Source organism: Nocardia amamiensis, from assembly GCF_015477605.1.
Taxonomy (GTDB): Bacteria; Actinomycetota; Actinomycetes; order Mycobacteriales; family Mycobacteriaceae; genus Nocardia; species Nocardia amamiensis_A.
On the sequence record NZ_JADLQX010000008.1, the window covers coordinates 60,803 to 79,235 of the forward strand.

Here is an 18,433-nt window from a genome sequence, read left to right on the forward strand (position 1 = left end):
GATGACGTGCAGGGTTCAGTTCGATGCCGGGGACCCGGCGGTGTTGGCGTGCGGGCCGGCGACGGTAGCTCGCGTGACCACGGAGGACTCGCGAACCCCGCCGACCGGACCGGTCCGGCGGAGGCGGGCGACCAGCGGATAGATCTGGCAGCCCAGGCAGATCCCGAACGCCGCGTTCAGGAACGCCGCGAACAGGGCGAAGCCGGCGAATACGGCGCCGACGACTGTGGAGCCGAGCACGAAGCCCAGCAGGCTGGCGGCCGCGAAGACGAGGCCGAGCAACTGTGCGAACCGCAGTGGAGCCACCGGCTCGGTCGCGCTGGGCGGTGCGAGCCGGGGCGCGACGAACGCGGCGTAGATCCGGCCGTACGGGTGGCGGCGCGGGCCATAGGCGGCGCCGATGGCGAAGGCGACCGCCTGCAGGGCGATCAGCACTGCCGCGGCGGCCACGGAGAACGCCGCGGCGATCAGGACCAGAACCAGGAACCCGGTGGTGACCCACGCGGTGAAGCGCGGCCCACGGACGTCGACCTGGCCGGTGGGACTGGAAGCGGTTCCGGAATTATTGCGGATTTCGGGGGACATTGTGCGTACTCCTGCGCTGAATAAGTCAAATAACTGGAAAATTGCCAGTTCACCGGGGGATCGGGGATCACTCGCGCGGCGGGCAGCGGTCGGCGTCAGGGAATTCGGGTGGGCCGACCGATCAGCGGCACAGGCAGCAACAACCACCGAGCCGACACAGATCCACTGTGCGGCGTCGGGTGAGCATCAGCTCGTGGTTGGCAAGCACGGGAAGGAGTTTACCCAATTCGGCGGGGGAATTGGACCCGGGGGGCGCCACATCCGTCGAGGGGACTTGTCGTCGCAGCTCAGGCGGCTGCCTCGGCTCGGCTGCGAGGCAGGCGCTGCCTCGGCTCGGCCTCAGGCGGCCGCGGTGAGCGGCTCGAGCGCGGAGTGCAGATCCGTGGCCTTCGGCACGCCGGAGATGCGGAACCGCTCCCTGCCTTCCACGTCGAAGACGAAGGTGGTCGGCAGTGAGAGCACGTTCAGCTCGCGCGCCAGCGCGGGCTCGGCGTCGATATCCACCTCGATGTCCTGCGGCGGCTGCGGTGATCCCGCCAACTGGTCCGTGACATTGGCAACCACACGGCGAACAGCGGCGCACGGTCCGCACCACTCGGCGGAGAAATGCAGCACCGCGGGGCCGGCGCCGGTCACGCCGACCGCCGCGAGCAGTTCGGCGCGCGCCGATTCGGACAGGTCGATGGCGTTCCCCGCGCGCACCTTGCCGTGCCTGCGGCGTAGCAGGACGCCCGTGGCCAGCGCGACGAGCAATACCACTGCCAGGATGGTGAATTCGATCATGGCCGGTGCAATCGGTCGAGGTCGATCGTGACGTTCACGCCCTTGCCCTCCACGACGATCTGGCCGCCCTGGGCGGAGACCTTGGCGGGCCGGACGCCGAACGGCAGCTCCTTGGTGTCGATGGTACGGGTGAACCTGGCGAGCACGGCCGGGCGATCGGCCTCGGTGATCACCGCCACAGGCATGGTCTCGGTGCCGGGGCTGCCGCGATAGAAGCCGGTCGCCACGATCTGCACCTGGTCGCCGTCGAGGAAGAGATCGGCCTGCACGCTGACTTTCTCGCCGCCGTACTGCGCGCCGGGGGTCTCCGGCAAGGTGCCGGTGAGCACCAGCGCGCCCGTGGTGGTCATGCCGGAGCCGCCCGACCCGCCGGTGCCATCGGATTTGTCCGCTGGGCGGGAGTGCACCTGCAGGTCGGGAATGGTGAACAGCCTGCCGAGCTCGGTGGGCTCCACCCGCAGCCTGCTGTCCACCCGTTCCACCGGGACGCCGCGCAGACTGCCGTCGACCAGTTCCCCGAGCGGCAGCCGCACGCCGGTCAGCGTCGCCTCCAGTGCGGTCTCGCCGGGGATGTCGTCTCGGTTGGCCCGCGCCCGGATCTCGACGTTGTCGTAGCGGCTGTCCCACGCCTGGCCGAGGAATGGAAAACCGTTGATCGTGACTTCGGGGTCCGCGGTGAGATCGGCGCCGTCCCGCAGCGCCCGTGACACGCGGTACTCCGAATAGGCCGCGGTGCTGAAGTCGACGACGATCGCGAATCCGGCCAGGCACAGCAGGCCGATGATCAGCTTCCGCATGCTCCCCCGTCTCTCCGGTTCTCGGGCCGCGCCGGTCGGGCGCCGCGCGGCACGCGTTCGAATTCCGCACCGGGCAACCCGCGGGTGCCAGGTCTGCCCGACGCGTAACCCATGTACGCAACCCTATCGGTTGGCCCGAACCCGGCTCCCTGGTGTCCTCCGGTATGGTGCCCGACCCCGGAATGCGTGGTCATCCGGGGTTACGCGCTAATCTTGCATCCGATTACCTGTGATTAGCGACGTGGCCGCGGCGGTGCTGCCGCATCCGCGGAGCTACGAGATGGGAGGAGGGCCTGTGGAGCTGCTCCTGCTTACCTCCGACCCCAACCCCGAGTCGGTGTTGCCGTCACTGGCGTTGCTCGCGCACAATGTGCGCCCCGCGCCAACGGAAGTGGCCTCGCTGCTCGAAGCCGGTACCGCTGATGTCGCCTTGGTGGACGCGCGGACCGACCTGGCCGCCGCCCGCGGACTCTGCCGCCTGCTCGGCAGTACCGGCTCCTCCGTCCCGGTGGTCGCGGTGCTCACCGAGGGCGGTCTGGTCGCGGTGAACGCCGACTGGGGACTCGACGACATCCTGCTGCCCGGCACCGGGCCTGCCGAACTCGACGCCAGGCTGCGCCTGCTGGTCGGTCGCAACGGCGGCGTGGCCAGTCCGGAGAACAGCGGCAAGATCACCCTCGGCGAGCTGGTGATCGACGAGGGCACCTATACCGCGCGGCTGCGCGGACGCCCGCTCGATCTCACCTACAAGGAGTTCGAGCTGCTGAAATACCTCGCGCAGCACGCGGGCCGGGTGTTCACCCGTGCGCAGCTGCTGCAGGAGGTGTGGGGGTACGACTTCTTCGGTGGCACCCGCACCGTCGACGTGCACGTCCGGCGGCTGCGCGCCAAACTCGGCAGCGAGTACGAGTCCCTGATCGGCACCGTCCGGAACGTGGGCTACAAGGCTGTGCGTCCGTCGCGGGCCACGGGCAAGAGCGAAACGGTGAGCTTCCCCGACGATGAGAACGAGGGCACCGACGGTTCCCCGTTCGCGCCGATCAACGGTTCCGCGCCGTGAGTCCTCCTGGCCGATGGCCGCGTTCCCGCCGCTAGCTCCCGCATCGCGATCGGCGGACGTATCGCGGTCAGCCGATATCGAAATGCGGCCGGCTCCCATGACGTTGCCAGGAGCGGGAACATGCACGGGGTTCGATGGCTCGAAGAACGGAGGCCAGTGAGCGAGCGTCAGCGAGTGAACCGAAAGCGCAGCGCGCCCTCGCGCACGACGGAGCCGAGCGCCAGCGAGGTGGAGTCGTGAGCGAGCGTCAGCGAGTGAACCGAAAGCGCAGCGCGCCCTCGCGCACGACGGAGCCGAGCGCCAGCGAGGTGGAGTCGTGAGCGGCGCGACAACACAGTGGATCGACCGTCCGGACGAGGACGCGGCGCGGGCGATCACCGATCTGCTCGCTCGCGCCACGGCCGCGGACGGCGTCGCCCCGATCTCGGAGCAGGCGGTGCTGTCGGTGACCTCCGGCGAACACACCGCCGCGCGTCATCTGCTCGCACGGCGCGACGGCGCGATCGTCGGATACGCGAATCTCGTTCCCGCGCATGGCGAACACCCGGCGATGGCGGAGGTCGCGGTCGACCCACTTGCCCGCGGTCAGGGGGTAGGTACCGATCTGGTCACGGCCGCGCTCACGGCGGGCGGTCGGGGAGCGCGGGTGTGGGCACATGGTGATCAGCCCGCAGCCAAAGCCGTCGCGGCCCGTCTCGGTCTGCGAACGGCACGTGAGCTGTGGCAGATGCGACGGTCTTTGGCTACCCCGGAGCTACCGGAACTGGCCGTGCCGGACGGCATCGTGCTGCGCAGCTACGCCGGTCCCGCCGACGACCCGGAGTTGCTGCGGGTGAACAAGGCCGCCTTCGCCTGGCATCCCGAACAGGGTGGTTGGACCGAACGCGACATCGAGATCCGCCGCGCCGAGCCGTGGTTCGACGCGCAGGGCCTGTTCCTGGCCTACGACGCCGCCGCGCCCGGCCGGCTGCTCGGATTCCATTGGACCAAAGTGCATTACGAGCAGCGCCCACCGCTCGGCGAGGTCTATGTGGTCGGCATCGACCCTGCGGCCCAGGGGCGCGGGCTGGGCCGGCTGCTCACGCTGGCCGGATTGCGCCACCTGCGCGACCGCGGTCTAGCGGAGGTGTTGCTGTACACCGAGGCCGACAACACCGCCGCGGTCCGCACCTATACCCGGCTCGGATTCGCCACGGCGCACGTCGACGTGGCCTACGCGGCGGCAGGGACTGAATAGTAGGCGGCTGATTCGGTGTCGGCGAGTAAAACTGGGGCAAACGTCACATTCACCAGGTGTAATCGCGCCGGGCTGTTCACCTTCCGTTCACCTGGTTCGGTCCAACTGTCAACCACGCGACCCTAGGTTGAGTGAGGGCAGCACACTGCTGCCTGGTGCGCAAGTTCCCCGCGAACAGCACCACAGCACCCGTCCGGGCCGGTGAGGGACCGGACGAGTAGGACGCCATTCCGGAGGAATAGTGAATTTCAAGCGCAGCAGCGCCCTCGTTGGTGTGCTGGCCGTCGGCGCCATGACACTGGCGGCGTGTGGTAGCGACGACAACACCTCGACCGACTCGGGCAACGTCGCCAAGGTCGACGTCGCGTGTGGCGGTAAGAAGGCCCTCAAGGCCAGTGGCGCGTCGTCGCAGAAGAACGCGATGGAGCGCTTCATCGCCGCCTACGAGAAGAACTGCGACGGTTCCACGCTCAACTACACCTCGAGCGGTTCCGGCGCGGGTGTGAGCGAGTTCCTCGGTGCCCAGACCGATTTCGGTGGCTCCGACTCGCCGCTGAGCTCGAAGAAGGACGAGCCGAAGAAGGCCGCCGACCGCTGCGGTTCGCCCGCGTGGAACCTCCCCACCGTGTTCGGTCCGGTCGCGATCACCTACAACATCGACGGCGTGACCGACCTCGCGCTGGACGGCCCGACCGCGGCCAAGATCTTCAATGGCGCGGTGACCACCTGGGATGCCCCCGAGATCAAGGCGCTGAACCCGAACGCCAAGCTGCCGTCCGAGCCGATCGCGGTGGTCTTCCGCAGCGACGAGTCGGGCACCACGGACAACTTCCAGCTCTACCTGGACGCCGCTTCCGACGGCGCCTGGGGCAAGGGCGCCGGTAAGGCGTTCGTCGGTGGCGTCGGCGCCGGTTCGAAGGGCAACGAGGGCACCTCGGCCGCGGTGAAGAGCACCAAGAACTCGATCACCTACAACGAGTGGTCCTTCGCGAAGGCGCAGAACCTGTCGGTCGCGCGCATCATCACCTCGGCGAGCAAGGACCCGGTGACGCTGAGCGTCGCTTCGGCGGGCAAGGCGATCGAGTCGGCGAAGATCTCGGGTCAGGGCAACGACCTGGTCATCGACACCTCCTCGTTCTACAAGCCGACGGCGGCGGGCGCGTACCCGATCGTGATGCCGACCTACGAGATCGTCTGCTCGAAGTACGCCGACGCCGACACGGCCACGGCGGTGAAGGCCTTCCTCACCTCCGCGGTCACCAACGGCCAGCAGGGCCTGGACGAGGCCGGGTACGTCCCGATCCCGGAGCAGTTCAAGACCAAGCTGACCACTGCCATCAACGCCATCTCCTGATTGCGAAGCCATGACCGTGCACGACGAAGTTGCCGCCGCTGACCAGTCGGATTCGACGGGTCGGCGGGCAGGCGGAGATACTGCGCTCATGCCGAGTAAGCCGAGCACCGAACCGGCCGCGGCCGGACGCCGTCACAGTCCGCGTGCGGAGATCATCTTCCGCTCGCTGGCCACGACGGCGGGGGCGATCATCGTCGCCTCGATCGCCCTGATTGCGCTGTTCCTGTTGATCCGGGCGGTGCCTTCGGTATTAGCGAACGAGGCGAACTTCTTCACCAGCGCCGAGTTCAACACGACCGATGCCAAGAACCTACGGTTCGGCATCCGGGACCTGTTCATGGTGACGGTGCTGAGTTCGATCTTCGCCTTGGCGCTCGCGGTTCCGGTCGGCATCGGCATCGCGCTGTTTCTCACGCACTACGCGCCGAAGAGCCTGGCGCGCCCGTTCTCGGTGATCGTCGATCTCCTGGCGGCGGTGCCTTCGATCGTGTTCGGTCTCTGGGGAATTCTGGTTCTCGCTCCGCAACTGGAGCCGGTGCAGACCTTCCTCAACGACAAACTGGACTGGCTGTTCCTGTTCTCGGACGGCAACATCCCGCTGGCCAGCGGCGGCACGATCTTCACCGCGGGCGTGGTGCTCGCGGTGATGATCCTGCCCATCATCACCTCGGTCAGCCGCGAGGTCTTCAACCTGACCCCCCGCACGCACATCGAGGCGGCTCAGGCGCTCGGCGCGACGAAGTGGGAGGTCGTCCGGATGACCGTGCTGCCCTACGGGCGCAGCGGCATGATCGCCGGTTCGATGCTCGGCCTCGGCCGAGCGCTCGGCGAGACGATCGCCGTGCTGATCGTGCTGAAGACGGCCGCGCAGCCGGGGCACTGGTCGGTGTTCGACGGCGGCTACACCTTCGCCTCCAAAATCGCCTCGGCGGCAGCGGAATTCAGTGAGCCGCTGCCCACCGGCGCGTACATCGCGGCAGGCTTCGTGCTGTTCGCGCTGACCTTCGTCGTGAACGCGCTGGCGCGCCTGGCCGCCGGCGGAAGGGTGAACGGGTGATGACCACCTCGACGTTGGACCGGCCGGTCAAAGCCCCCACTTTCCGGCATGTGAGCGTGGCGCGCCGCGTGCGCAACAACATCGCGACCGGACTGGTTTGGCTGGCGTTCGGCATCGCGCTCGTGCCGCTCGGCTGGGTGCTGATCATGGTGGTCACCAAGGGTTTCAGCGCCGTCGTCCGGGCCAACTGGTGGCAGAACTCGATGAAGGGCGTGCTGCCCCATCAGTTCGCGGGCGGCGTCTATCACGCGATCTACGGAACCATCGTGCAATCGCTGGTCGCGACCGTCATCGCGGTGCCGCTGGGCATCATGGCCGCGATCTATCTGGTCGAGTACGGCCGCGGTGCACTCGCCAAGACCACCACGTTCATGGTCGACATCCTGGCCGGCGTGCCATCGATCGTCGCGGCGCTGTTCATCTTCGCGCTGTGGATCGCGACGCTCGGGTTCCCGCAGAGTTCGTTCGCGGTGGCATTGGCGTTGGTGTTGCTGATGCTGCCGGTCGTGGTCCGCAGCACCGAGGAAATGCTCAAGCTGGTGCCCGACGAGCTGCGCGAAGCGTCCTACGCGCTCGGCATCCCGAAGTGGAAGACGATCGTGAAGATCGTGGTGCCCACCGCGCTGCCCGGCATGATCAGCGGCATCCTGCTGGCCATCGCCAGGGTGATGGGTGAGACCGCGCCTGTGCTGGTGCTGGTCGGCTACAGCAAGTCGATCAACACGAACATCTTCGACGGCAACATGGCGTCGCTGCCGCTGTTGATCTACCAGGAGCTGGCCAATCCGGAAGCAGCCGGACGCGAGCGGGTCTGGGGTGCGGCATTGACCCTCATCCTTATCATCGCCCTCCTGTACCTGGCTGCGGCCGTCGTCAACCGGCTGCTCACGCGGAACCGATAGAACCGGAACGGATTACCGAAAATGGCCAAGCGGATCGACGTCAAAGATCTGAACATCTACTACGGCAAGTTCCACGCCGTGTCCGAGGTTTCGCTGACCGTGCTGCCGCGCAGCGTGACCGCATTCATCGGTCCCTCCGGGTGTGGTAAGTCGACCGTGCTGCGTTCGCTCAACCGCATGCACGAGGTGACCCCGAACGCCCGGGTCGAAGGCGCGGTGCTGCTGGACGGCGAGGACATCTACGGCACCCAGGTCGACCCCGTGGGCGTGCGTCGCACCATCGGCATGGTCTTCCAGCGGCCGAATCCGTTCCCCACCATGTCCATCCGGGACAACGTGGTCGCGGGGCTCAAGCTGCAGGGCGTGCGCAACAAGAAGGAACTCGACGAGGTCGCCGAGCGCTCGCTGCGGGGCGCCAACCTGTGGAACGAGGTGAAGGACCGCCTGGACAAGCCGGGCGGCGGCCTCTCCGGCGGTCAGCAGCAGCGGCTGTGCATCGCGCGCGCCATCGCGGTGTCGCCCGACGTCCTGCTGATGGACGAGCCCTGTTCGGCGCTGGACCCGATCTCCACCCTGGCGATCGAGGACCTGATCACCGAGCTGAAGAAGGAATTCACCATCGTCATCGTCACCCACAACATGCAGCAGGCCGCGCGCGTGAGTGACCAGACCGGCTTCTTCAACCTGGAAGCGCAGGGCAAGCCGGGCAAACTGATCGAGATCGACGACACCGAAAAGATCTTCTCCAACCCCTCGCAGAAGGCCACGGAGGACTACATCTCGGGTCGCTTCGGCTGATCCGGCTACCGAACGCGTCCCGGTCGACGCGGTATAGCACGCGAATAGTCCTGGGCAGCTACTCGGCTGCCCAGGACTATTCGCATCCCTGCCTTTTCGAAACGGAATCGTTGCCATCCACTCGCGTGGCGCGGTGCTTCCGGAAGGGCGCTGCCCGGGCGTGATCGGCCGGAATCGAGCATCCGGGCGCCGCCGTGTGCACTGGATTCGGCTACCCGAGTCGTCCGTGACCGACCCTCGAATGCGGGCCGGCCGCATCAGGCTTGCGGCTACGACTCGGCGTCCGGGTCAGGCGGAAGCACGCCGGTGACCAGGAAGATGACCCGGCGGCCGATTTCGACGGCGTGGTCGGCGAAGCGCTCGTAGTAGCGGCCGAGCAGCGTGACATCGACGGCGGCGGCGACGCCGTACTTCCATTCCCGGTCCATGAGCAGCGTGAAGAGGTGACGGTGGAGGTCGTCCATCGCCTCGTCGTCTACGTTCAGTTGCGCGGCGCGCTCGGGGTCACGCGTCTCCAGCACTTCCCTGGCGCCCGCGCCCATGTTGACCGCGATCCGGCCCATCTCGGCGAAGTAGCCGTTGACCGACTCGGGCAGCGCGTGGTTCGGGTGGCGCCTGCGTGCGACCTTCGCCACGTGCAGCGCCAGCGCGCCCATCCGGTTGACGTCGCCGACGATCTGGATCGTGCTCACCACTTGGCGCAGATCGCCCGCTACCGGGGCCTGTAGAGCAAGGAGGGCGAACGCCTTCTCTTCGGCGTCCTGAATCATCTCGGCGATCCGGTCGTACTCACTGATCACCTGCTCGGCCAGAGCGAGATCTGCCTGGAGTAACGACTGGGTCGCCTGATCCATGGCCGAGCCGGCCAGGCCGGCCATCTCGCCCAACAGGTTGGCGAGTTCGGCCATTTGCTCGTTGTAGATGACACGCATGAAAGCTGACACTAGTTCGCCGCGCTGACCAAGTCACGAACACGGAGTGAATGACCGGTGCGAACCGTTAGCGCGTGTGTTGCCGCAGGCGGAAACCTCGCCGCGTCCGCGTGGCCGATCTTGGTCTCACGGCGGCTGCGGACCGCGGAAATGTGATCCGCATCGCACAGCGAGTGTGAGTCCCGGCCGGCGTGTCGGCGGCTACCGCCGGATCGCCGCTACTTGCAGATGTCGTCGGCGGCGTTCATGTGCTCCAGGTCGGACGGCAGCGCGACCTGGGTCTTCTCCGTGGATGCAGCCACGTTCGTGATCTCGTCGCCGAAAGGAACGGGCGGGCGGATCGTGCCGGTGTAATCCTTGCCGAGGACCACCTGGACGATGCTGCCGAGCTCGTTCGCTTCCTCCATGGTGGCTCCGGGAATCGCGGTGGCCACGGTCGCGGCCTCGTATCCGGGCGCGTACCTGACCCTGGTGGTAGCGGACGCTCCTTGGGGAAATTGTCGGTGGTGTAGATCTGGAAGCCCTGGTTGCCCAGTTTGGCCGCTGCGGTCCTAGCGATACCGGTCTGCTCCGAGGCGTTGAGCACGGCCAGCGAAATGGTGCGGCGTCGCACCTATCCCGGCCGAGGATCCCTTGCGAACGGGTGCGGAAGGTGCGCGCGAGTCGTTGTTCCTTCCAGCATGGTTCGGTAGCCTGTGAAACAAGGGGGGTTCGAATGGCGCAACCTCTGTGGAATCTATTGAATCGAAAGAGGATTCGCGATGGCAGTACGGTTGTTCTCTGGTGCGTTGGTCGGTGTGGCCACGATCTTGGCCGCGACGATGCTTGCCCCGCAAGCTGCGGCTGCGCCAACAGCGCCTTGCGATGCGTATACCGTTGGCAACATTCACTATGAGGGCACGACGAAGTGGATATGCTACTCATATGGCGGGGGCTCGTACGGATGGATCATCATTGCCGGATAGTGATACCGGCTCCTGTTGTGATCTACGCCGTCGACAACTGGCAAGCCGTCGGCGCATAACCCAACAGTCCAACGATCGGCCCCGCCCGCTACCTGGGCTCCAGGAGTCGTCGCAACACGCTGCTAGTTGGTGGTGGGCATGAGCATAGCCAGACGCTTGGCTGGGGTATCCCAGCCGAGCGTTTTGCGTGGTCGGTTGTGAGTTCCGCGGTGCGAACAGTTAGCGCGCGTGTTGCCCCAGGCGGATCGCTCGCTGCCGCCGCGTCGCCGATCTCGGTCTCGAGTATCCGCGAACCCCGGAATGTGATCCGCGTCGCATAGCGGGCGCGACCGTGCCCAGCATGAGGGACGGCTCTAAGGGGCCAGCTGCTACTTGCAGATCTCTTCGGCCGCGTTGACGTGTTCCAGGTCCGAGGGCAGTACGGTCGGCGTCGAATCCTTCGAGGTGCTGGTCGCAACGTTGGTGATCGTGTCACCGACCGGCGTCGGCGCCTTCACGGTGACGCCGTTCGTCGAGTCCGCTCCAATGACGACCTCGACGATGCCGCCGAGATCGTCGGCGGCCTCGATGGTCGCGCCGGGGATCGCGGTGGCCACGGTGGCGGCCTCGGCTTCCAGGCCTGCGGCGTAGCGGACCTTCGTCGTCGCGGAGTTGCCGTTGGCGTAATTACCGGTGTTGTAGATCGTGAAGCCCTGGTTGCCGAGCTTGGTGGCGGCCGTGCGCGCCAGACCCTCGTATCCAGAGCCGTTGGACACCAGCAACGAGACGGTGGAGGGATCCACCGCCGTGTATTTCGTCGGTGTCGGCGTGGCCGGGGTAGGAGCGGGTGTGTCCTTCGGGACGGTCGGCTTCTCTCCCGGCAGCGGCTGATCGTCGCGGACCGCCTTGAAGATCGCCTTGATGTCGGATTCGCGGGGGATCTCGTTGCCGTAAGAGGTGGTGCCCGCGGTCGGGACGGTGATGAAGGTAACCGTGCCCGCATCGATCTTCTGCAACGAGCGGCCCAGCATCAGCAGATCCTCGGGCCTGGTCTTTTCGTCGACCAAGGTGTGCTCGGTGAACTCTTTGATGAAACCGTTCAGTTTGCCCAGATCGAAGAGCACCTTGCTCGCCAGTGCACCGCGCAGCAGCGAAGCGAGGAAGCGTTGCTGCCGGTTGATCCGGTCGTAGTCGCTGCGTTCCTCGCCGTAGACGTGCCTGGCCCGCACATAGTTCAGTGCGGTCTCGCCGTTGATGCGCTGCTTACCCGGCTTCTCGAGGATGGTGCCGAGTACATCGTCGACGAGCGGTTTGGTCGCGCAGACCTCGACGCCATCGATCTTATTGACCATTGTCTCGAAGCCGGCGAAGTCGATGCCGATGAAGTGATTGATCGACGCGCCGGTGAGACGCTGGATCGTGGAGACGAGGCACGGCGGGCCGCCGAGATTGTAGACGGCGTTGAGCTTGTCGCCTATGGCAGACGGGTACTTCTCGCCGGTGCTTCTGTTCTTCTCATTGTCCCACCCGGTGCACTGCGGCCTGGTTACGTCCAGGTCGCGCGGGAAGGAGACTACGACGACCCGACTTCGGTTCTTCGGGATGTGGACGAGCATGGTGGTGTCGGCGCGGGAGCCCTCGGCGTCGTCCAGTGTGCCTGCGCCGAGCTTGCCGTTGGCGCCTGCGCGCGTGTCGGTACCGACGAGCAGGTAATTCTCGTCGCCGAGCTGGGCATTGGAATCGACGATGTCCTGTGAGTTCTCGTCGAGGGCGGAGACCTGGGTGAAGCTGTCCGTGGTCGACCGCATGTAGCTCCAGCCGCCGCCGGTGGTCAGCAGAACCAGGACGGCGACCACCGCCATCGCGACTCGGCCGATGGTCCGCAGGCGTTTGTTCCTGCGCTCGCGGGCGGCCTGCAGACGGGATTGCGCGGGTGTGCCCACCGACTTGGGCTGGGCTTTGCCGTCCTTGGTCGGCCAGCCCACGCCCTTGCGCTTGGCGCGGGTCGGCTCGTCGAGCGGGGGGAGGACGTCCGTGACTTCTTCGGCCTGCTCCGGCTCTGGTCGGGCGGGGGATGCGGAGCGCTCGGCGGGACGACGGCTCGCGGCGCGCATGGCTGGGGTGGCTTGTTCTCCCGCGATGTCCTGGACCACTGGAGAACTGGCGGTCTGGCGCGGCGCGTCGGGTGCGCGGCGCGGGCCTGCCGCTGCGCCGCGGCCATTGGCGGCGTCCGGTGGGCGGCGTGCGGGCTCTGTGGCGCGTCGGGGAGCTTCCTGGTGCGGCGAAGGCTCGACGCGATGACCGCGCGTCGGCGGGGGGCCCGCGTTCGGTGGTTCCGGCTCGGCGCGGCGACCTCGTCCATGTGCGCCGCCCGCGTCCGGTAGTTCTGGCTCGGTGCGGCGACCCCGCACGGGTGGGCCGCCTGCGTTCGGTGGCTCCGGCTCGGGGCGGCGGCCCCGCAGGGGTGGGGGGCCTCCCTCTGGGGGCACGGGTTCGGCGCGGCGGCCCCGTGCCGGTGGATGGCCCGCATCCGGGAGAGGCGCTTCGGCGCGGCGGCCCCGGCTCGGTGCGTCCCCGTCCTGTGGCGCGGCCGCCCTGCGGCCCCGTCGTCCGCTGCGCTCGTTGTCGACCCGCTGGACGAGGTCCTGGACGGTGAGCGGTGCGGAACCCTGGTCGGGGGCGGCGTCGGTGTGCCGGGAGCGCCGAGACGTCCGTGCGGCGTCTCGTTCGGGGTAATCCGCCGCGGGATACCGCTCCCACGGGGCACGACCTCCGGGCCGTGGCGAACGCCCGTGCCGATCGTCACCCACCAACGAACCTCGCTTTTCGTCTTGCTTTTTGCCTCAGCCGTACTCGACCGGCAGAACCGATTCCGCAATGATAACGATTCCGCCACGGCCAGCCACCCGAGTGTGAAAGCGTCGAGGTCACAGCGGTGTTTGGCGATGCGGTTCGCTGCGGGATTGCCCGATCATCCGCCGCTGTGCATCACATCGGCGGCTTGCGGCACCGCCGGGTCGTCGGGGTCGTCGAGCCAGCCGTGCGGCAGCGCCACCTTTCCCGGCGAGCCCTGGCGTCCGCGTGGGCCTTCGGCGTCCTTGGGGAAGGCTGCCGTCGGGTCCAGCTGTCCGACAAGATCTTCCAGTTGGGTGAGGCTGGTGACGGTCGCGAACGCGCGCCGGAGATCGGCGCCGACCGGGAATCCCATCAGATACCAGGCCATGTGCTTGCGCAGGTCGCGCATGGCTTTGTCCTCGCCGAGGTGCTCCGCCAGCAGCGTGCCGTGCCGATGCAGCACGGCGCCGACCCGGCCCAGATCGGGGGCCGGGGGCAGCGGCTCGCCGCGCAGCGCGGCTTGCAGTTCGGCGAACAGCCACGGCCGGCCCAGGCAGCCACGGCCGACGACCACGCCGTCGCAGCCGGTTTCGTCCATCATGCGAACGGCGTCGGCGGCCGAGAAGATGTCGCCGTTGCCGAGCACCGGGATGGTGCTGACGGCCTCCTTGAGCCGCGCGATCGCGGTCCAGTCGGCCTGGCCGGAGTAGCGTTGGGCGGCCGTGCGCGCGTGCAGGGCCACCGCCCGCGCGCCTTCGGCTTCCGCGATGCGTCCCGCGTCCAGGTAGGTGAGGTGGTCGTCGTCGATGCCGATGCGGAATTTTACGGTCACCGGCACGCCCGCGGGTTCGGCCGCGTCCACCATGGCGCGCACGATACGGCGGAACAGCGTCCGCTTGTAGGGCAGCGCCGCACCGCCGCCGAGCCGGGTGACCTTGGGCACCGGGCAGCCGAGGTTCAGGTCGATGTGGTCGGCCCAGCCTTCGCCGACGATGGTCCGCACCGCTTCGCCGAGCGTCGCCGGGTCCACGCCGTAGAGCTGCATCGAGCGCGGGTACTCGTCGGTGTCGAAGGACATCATGTGCAGCGTCTTCTCGTTGCGCTCCACCACGGCGCGCGCGGTGATCATCTCGCATACGTAGATCGAGGTAGGGCTGCCGAATTCCCGGCACAGCTTGCGGAACGCCAGATTCGTGATGCCCGCCATCGGCGCCAGCACGACCGGCGGATCGACCGGATACGGCCCGATCCGCAGGGCTGCCTTCGCCTCGGTAGTCATCGTCACGGCGACCAGTGTCTCATTTCCGCACGTAAGTTGGCCGGTGCGGGTCGCCGCGTCGGCCCGATTCAGCGCCATGAGGACCGCATGGCTCGATCCAACTGGCATGGCGCGGGAAGCGCCGCCGTCCGAGCGTTGGACGGCGGCGCGGTTGCGTCAGTGTGCGGTCAGCCGACCGTGCTGCCCGCCATCTCGCGCTCGCGCTTCGCGGCTTCCCGGGCGAGCATGCGGTCGCGCTGCTCCTCGAACTTGATCACGTCCTTGGACAGCTTGTCCAGGAACAGACCGAGGCGCTCGCGGACCGCTTCGCCGCGCGCGGTGAAGTCGGTGCGCTCGAAAATGTTCCACTTCTTCAGCACCGGCTGGACGACCTCCTCCAGGTGCTGGCGCAGGTCGTAGATGCCGTGCTTGGCCATCAGCACACCGTTGCGGCGGAAGTTGGGCATGCCCGCGCCCGGCATCTGGAAGTTCTCCAGAATCAGCGTGATGGCCTCGATGGCCTGGTCGGGCGCGAGGTCGAGGGCGGCGCCGCACATATTGCGGTAGAAGATCATGTGCAGGTTCTCGTCGGCGGCGACGCGCTGCAGCATGCGGTCGGCGATCGGGTCGTCACAGACCTTGCCGGTGTTGCGGTGGCTGACCCGGGTGGCCAGCTCCTGGAAGGTGACGTACGCGACGGAGTGCAGGAATCCGGCGTCGGCTTCGGCGGGCGAGGCGAAGCCGTTGGTCATGTGGACCATCCGAGCTTCCTCGAGGGCGACCGGATCGACGCCCCGGGTGACGACCAGGTAGTCGCGCATGACGATGCCGTGGCGGTTCTCCTCGGCGGTCCAGCGGCCCACCCAGGTGCCCCAGGCGCCATCCTGGGAGAAGTTCTCGGCGATCTCGCGATGGTAGGAGGGCAGGTTGTCCTCGGTGAGCAGGTTGGTGATCATGGCCGCCTTGGCGACCTCATTGAGGCGGGACTGCTCCGGATCCCAGTCGATGCCACCGAGTGCCGCGAAATTGCGGCCGTCGTCCCACGGGACGTAGTCGTGCGGGTGCCATTCCTTTGCCAGAGAAAGGTGTCGGTTGACGTTTTCTTCGGCAACCGGCTCCAACTCCGTGAGAAGCTCGAGTTGAGTCAGATCCCTTGCCATGTATGAAACCCTTCAGTGTGTGCGTCCGGTCGTGCAGGTCATCCCAAGGTAGACCGATCCCGATGCGGCCATACCTTACGGCACCGTAGGTGTGATGCGAAACGCATCTTTTAGACGATCGATGCCCTCGTGATACACGTCATACGAAGTCTTAGCCGTTCAGTGATCCACATGAGTGTATGGGGTCAGTCCGCACTGAGGGGACTATCGGCGCGGGGCTCGGAGCGTTATCGAGCGTGCGGCATCACACAAGCCGCTGCGATGGCTGTGCCCGGCCGCCGCGGAGCGACGGTCCATGCGGCCACGATCGGGTCCGCGTGCTCGGCGAGGCGCGGTTGCGTGTCGAGCCCACCGCCGCGGCTTCTCTTGTGCGTTTCCTCACAACCGGACCGGTCGCCACTCGTCGCGCCCCTGGACCGCCATCGGCGGTCGGAGTGCGTCGTTCCGCCCGATCGCCCGGCCACGGCTCAGGTGTCGTCGGCAATCCGAACGCGCATTGGGCGGAGGTGATCGGTGCGGCGGGTGCCGGGGGCATGGTCTGCCGGTGTAGGGCAGCAAGAGCTGGAGGCGACATCGATGTGTCCGCATTATTAGGGGACAGCGAAGCGGGGAACCCCCAGAAACCAGGTCGGACGCCCGGATGACCCGGACGCCCGACGAGCGTGCCCCCAGTAGGGCTCGAACCTACGACCTGCGGATTAAAAGTCCCTTTTCCGCTCCCATATCAAATCCGCTGGACATACGTCAACAATTGCGATGCATATGCACCTCTGAACAGCCTATATTCAGCGGTTCCGGCTTGTGCGTTCGCGACATGAGTGTACACAGAAGTACGTCTCTCTGCCCCATGTACGCCCCACATGCCACGGGATGTCTGCCCCACGGACGTTCTGAATGGTTGTGGCCCTGCGGTGCTCAAGCGATATGGAAGTCCGAGGGGCGGTGCCGCTGATTGCAAACCCAAGCCGCCGTCGAGGTCGGCACAATCGACTGCGTGACAGGATTCGTATTGACACCAGAGCGTCGTGAGCAGCTGTCCGACCTTCTTGGGGACGAAACACGCTTCCGCACTTCGTATCCCAGGGTTGCGGAGTACCTCGACACTGCTCCGGCCATACCTGGAAGCGGTGACGTTGAGGCGGACAGAGCCTTTGACCTCCGTTTGCTGCACTACATGACGGGCGGTGACAGTGAGAATCCGTACTGGGACATTCTCGGCCCGTCCGTCAGTGCGGGGCCGGCCGAACGTGGTGGGCGTCGCGAGGTCAACGGCGGTTTAGCGAAGGGCAGTGCGAGGCTGGCCTATGCGCAGACCGTTCTCCAGGAGGCATATGCCTATGCAATCCCGTCGCCGGAGACGCTGGAGTGGGTCACCGACGTTTGCGCGGGCCGAGGACTGCTGGAAATCGGTGCGGGACGCGGATACTGGGCGGAACAGTTGCGGCGCCGCGGTGTCGATGTCTTGGCGTTCGATTCGGAACCGCCCGGCCAAATCGAGAATGTGTCGTTTCGCGGGGGAGCGGGACAGCTGGATGTCTGGCACGAAGTCGGCGACCTTGCCGACCTGGCCGCAGCTCGGGCGGCTGGCGAGGAATCGGGTCGAGTCCTTTTCCTGTGCTGGCCGCCAGGGTGGGGAAATCCGATGTCGATTGATGCGCTCGAAGCGTTCGAGGAGGCTGGAGGCGACACGCTGATCTATGTAGGCGAACCTCGCGGCGGCAAGACCGGAACTGACACCTTCTTCGACAAGCTCGCCTCCGGGTGGGAGCAGGTTGGTGAGGATTCGCAGTTCGTGTCCTGGTGGAACCTGCGCGACAAAGCTGAGAGCTGGGCTCGTCGGAAGTAATGCCAGAAGTCGCGCAAACAGATCACCCCGCTTCCCACACGCTGCGATGATGTATGTATACGTAGTTGTGTATTAGTAGGCGGGCTAACTCCTGCCTTAGTGGACGAGGGGATGGACAGTGACGGAACCGGCATACGTGAAGATCGCAGGTGAATACGCACGCAAAATTAGGGCGGGTGAACTGCCGCCGGGAACCCAGCTGCGGAGCTACCCGGAACTGGCAAAGCGGCATGGCGTGTCGCAGATCGTGATCCGCAACGCGATCGAGTTGCTTCTCGGTCAAGGATTGGTGCGGACCGAGCGACGAAAGGGCACGTTCGTTGCCGACCGGCCCAACCTCACCAGGGTCTCGCCCGAGCGTCAGTTCGAGCAGCCCGAGACGACATTCGAGAACGAGGCAACCGAGCCGGTGGAGGTGGAGCGCGACATCGGGAGTGCTTCAGCTACGGAAGATCTCGCGGACAAGCTCGGCGTCAAAGTTGGCTCTGAGCTGACGCATGTAATCGTGCGCGCATCGGAAGGTGGACGACCGATCTCCGTGTCGGACAGCTACCAGCCCGTCGATGCTGCTGATGTCTCGGCGGCGGCGTTTCTGGAGGAGACCCTCACGGATTCCCTACCGTCGGCGAGTCACGCTGAGTGGCTCAAAACTCCGGCCGGCGAGCTGGTGAAAACTGTGTTCCAGCGCTACATCGACAGCGATGAACAGGTGCTCATGATCTCGAACATCTCGTACCCGCGTGATCGGTACGACGCGTTCCTGTTCCGGATGGCACTGGAACCTGAATCGGTCGCTACGAGCAAGCGGGAGACCTCGATTTGACCTGAGCCGGACCGCTTCCGGATCGAAACGTATAGGGGCCTGATCAATGCCTTGATCAGGCC

At 66.6% G+C, this 18,433-nt stretch carries 15 protein-coding genes and 2 pseudogenes; 8 read left to right on the top strand and 9 right to left on the bottom strand.

Annotated elements, in window-relative coordinates:
- Nucleotides 1–15: 15 nt before the first annotated feature.
- From IU459_RS13025 to IU459_RS13035, 3 genes are all read right to left on the bottom strand, one after another.
- On the bottom strand, nucleotides 16–585 hold the full coding sequence (locus IU459_RS13025) for a DUF4395 domain-containing protein (RefSeq protein WP_195129772.1): 570 nt from the start codon (nucleotides 583–585) through the stop codon (nucleotides 16–18).
- Between the two features lie 339 nt (nucleotides 586–924).
- A complete protein-coding gene (locus IU459_RS13030) occupies nucleotides 925–1,368 on the bottom strand; it encodes a thioredoxin family protein (protein WP_195129773.1) in 444 nt (147 codons plus the stop codon).
- Entirely contained in the window at nucleotides 1,365–2,165 is an 801-nt protein-coding gene (locus IU459_RS13035; RefSeq protein ID WP_195129774.1) for an LmeA family phospholipid-binding protein, read from the bottom strand. The genes IU459_RS13030 and IU459_RS13035 overlap by 4 nt, the downstream gene beginning before the upstream one ends.
- A 295-nt stretch (nucleotides 2,166–2,460) precedes the next feature.
- Here IU459_RS13035 and IU459_RS13040 point away from each other — a divergent pair, with 295 nt between their 5' ends.
- The 6 genes from IU459_RS13040 (at nucleotide 2,461) to pstB (ending at nucleotide 8,573) form a co-directional block, all read left to right on the top strand.
- Complete coding sequence (locus tag IU459_RS13040; protein WP_195129775.1) at nucleotides 2,461–3,225, top strand: winged helix-turn-helix transcriptional regulator; 765 nt, start codon at nucleotides 2,461–2,463, stop codon at nucleotides 3,223–3,225.
- 316 nt (nucleotides 3,226–3,541) lie between these two features.
- Nucleotides 3,542–4,462, top strand: a complete 921-nt coding sequence (gene mshD / locus IU459_RS13045) for a mycothiol synthase (RefSeq protein WP_195129776.1) — start codon at nucleotides 3,542–3,544, stop codon at nucleotides 4,460–4,462.
- Between the two features lie 241 nt (nucleotides 4,463–4,703).
- Nucleotides 4,704–5,816 carry a phosphate ABC transporter substrate-binding protein PstS gene (gene pstS, locus IU459_RS13050; protein ID WP_195129777.1) on the top strand — a complete coding sequence of 371 codons (1,113 nt, stop codon included), beginning with the start codon at nucleotides 4,704–4,706 and terminating at the stop codon, nucleotides 5,814–5,816.
- Nucleotides 5,817–5,904: 88 nt separating this feature from the next.
- The gene (gene pstC / locus IU459_RS13055) at nucleotides 5,905–6,873 is read left to right on the top strand and encodes a phosphate ABC transporter permease subunit PstC (protein WP_195129778.1); all 969 of its coding nucleotides are present in this window, start codon (nucleotides 5,905–5,907) and stop codon (nucleotides 6,871–6,873) included.
- The gene (pstA, locus tag IU459_RS13060; protein WP_195129779.1) at nucleotides 6,873–7,775 is read left to right on the top strand and encodes a phosphate ABC transporter permease PstA; all 903 of its coding nucleotides are present in this window, start codon (nucleotides 6,873–6,875) and stop codon (nucleotides 7,773–7,775) included. Before pstC ends, pstA begins: the two co-directional genes overlap by 1 nt.
- 21 nt (nucleotides 7,776–7,796) lie before the next feature.
- Nucleotides 7,797–8,573, top strand: coding sequence for a phosphate ABC transporter ATP-binding protein PstB (pstB, locus tag IU459_RS13065; RefSeq protein ID WP_040773748.1), 777 nt, complete (start codon nucleotides 7,797–7,799; stop codon nucleotides 8,571–8,573).
- Between the two features lie 269 nt (nucleotides 8,574–8,842).
- On the opposite strand, the gene phoU is transcribed toward pstB, so the two are convergent.
- The 6 genes and pseudogenes from phoU to IU459_RS13090 form a co-directional block, all read right to left on the bottom strand.
- Nucleotides 8,843–9,505, bottom strand: a complete 663-nt coding sequence (gene phoU / locus IU459_RS13070) for a phosphate signaling complex protein PhoU (protein ID WP_195129780.1) — start codon at nucleotides 9,503–9,505, stop codon at nucleotides 8,843–8,845.
- Nucleotides 9,506–9,723: 218 nt separating this feature from the next.
- Nucleotides 9,724–9,978: pseudogene (locus IU459_RS13075) on the bottom strand (LytR C-terminal domain-containing protein); the annotation flags it as partial.
- Between the two features lie 26 nt (nucleotides 9,979–10,004).
- A pseudogene (locus tag IU459_RS40060) lies at nucleotides 10,005–10,118 on the bottom strand (LytR C-terminal domain-containing protein); the annotation flags it as partial.
- Between the two features lie 720 nt (nucleotides 10,119–10,838).
- On the bottom strand, nucleotides 10,839–12,602 hold the full coding sequence (locus IU459_RS13080) for an LCP family protein (RefSeq protein ID WP_324198852.1): 1,764 nt from the start codon (nucleotides 12,600–12,602) through the stop codon (nucleotides 10,839–10,841).
- An 818-nt stretch (nucleotides 12,603–13,420) separates the two neighbouring features.
- Complete coding sequence (gene dusB, locus IU459_RS13085) at nucleotides 13,421–14,563, bottom strand: tRNA dihydrouridine synthase DusB (protein ID WP_195129925.1); 1,143 nt, start codon at nucleotides 14,561–14,563, stop codon at nucleotides 13,421–13,423.
- Nucleotides 14,564–14,730: 167 nt separating this feature from the next.
- Nucleotides 14,731–15,702, bottom strand: coding sequence for an acyl-ACP desaturase (locus IU459_RS13090; RefSeq protein ID WP_195129783.1), 972 nt, complete (start codon nucleotides 15,700–15,702; stop codon nucleotides 14,731–14,733).
- 994 nt (nucleotides 15,703–16,696) lie between these two features.
- On the opposite strand from IU459_RS13090, the gene IU459_RS13095 reads away from it, so the two are divergent.
- Complete coding sequence (locus tag IU459_RS13095) at nucleotides 16,697–17,548, top strand: hypothetical protein (protein ID WP_195129784.1); 852 nt, start codon at nucleotides 16,697–16,699, stop codon at nucleotides 17,546–17,548.
- 118 nt (nucleotides 17,549–17,666) lie between these two features.
- Nucleotides 17,667–18,371 (top strand): GntR family transcriptional regulator, encoded by a 705-nt coding sequence (locus IU459_RS13100; RefSeq protein ID WP_195129785.1) that lies wholly within the window; start codon nucleotides 17,667–17,669, stop codon nucleotides 18,369–18,371.
- Nucleotides 18,372–18,433 lie beyond the last annotated feature (62 nt).

Coding starts and splice junctions, on each gene's coding strand:
- IU459_RS13025 (WP_195129772.1), bottom strand. CDS start 585: ATGTCCCCCGAAATCCGCAATAATTCCGGAACCGCTTCCAGTCCCACC.
- IU459_RS13030 (WP_195129773.1), bottom strand. CDS start 1,368: ATGATCGAATTCACCATCCTGGCAGTGGTATTGCTCGTCGCGCTGGCC.
- IU459_RS13035 (WP_195129774.1), bottom strand. CDS start 2,165: ATGCGGAAGCTGATCATCGGCCTGCTGTGCCTGGCCGGATTCGCGATC.
- pstC (WP_195129778.1), top strand. CDS start 5,905: ATGCCGAGTAAGCCGAGCACCGAACCGGCCGCGGCCGGACGCCGTCAC.
- pstA (WP_195129779.1), top strand. CDS start 6,873: ATGACCACCTCGACGTTGGACCGGCCGGTCAAAGCCCCCACTTTCCGG.
- pstB (WP_040773748.1), top strand. CDS start 7,797: ATGGCCAAGCGGATCGACGTCAAAGATCTGAACATCTACTACGGCAAG.
- phoU (WP_195129780.1), bottom strand. CDS start 9,505: ATGCGTGTCATCTACAACGAGCAAATGGCCGAACTCGCCAACCTGTTG.
- dusB (WP_195129925.1), bottom strand. CDS start 14,563: ATGACTACCGAGGCGAAGGCAGCCCTGCGGATCGGGCCGTATCCGGTC.
- IU459_RS13090 (WP_195129783.1), bottom strand. CDS start 15,702: ATGGCAAGGGATCTGACTCAACTCGAGCTTCTCACGGAGTTGGAGCCG.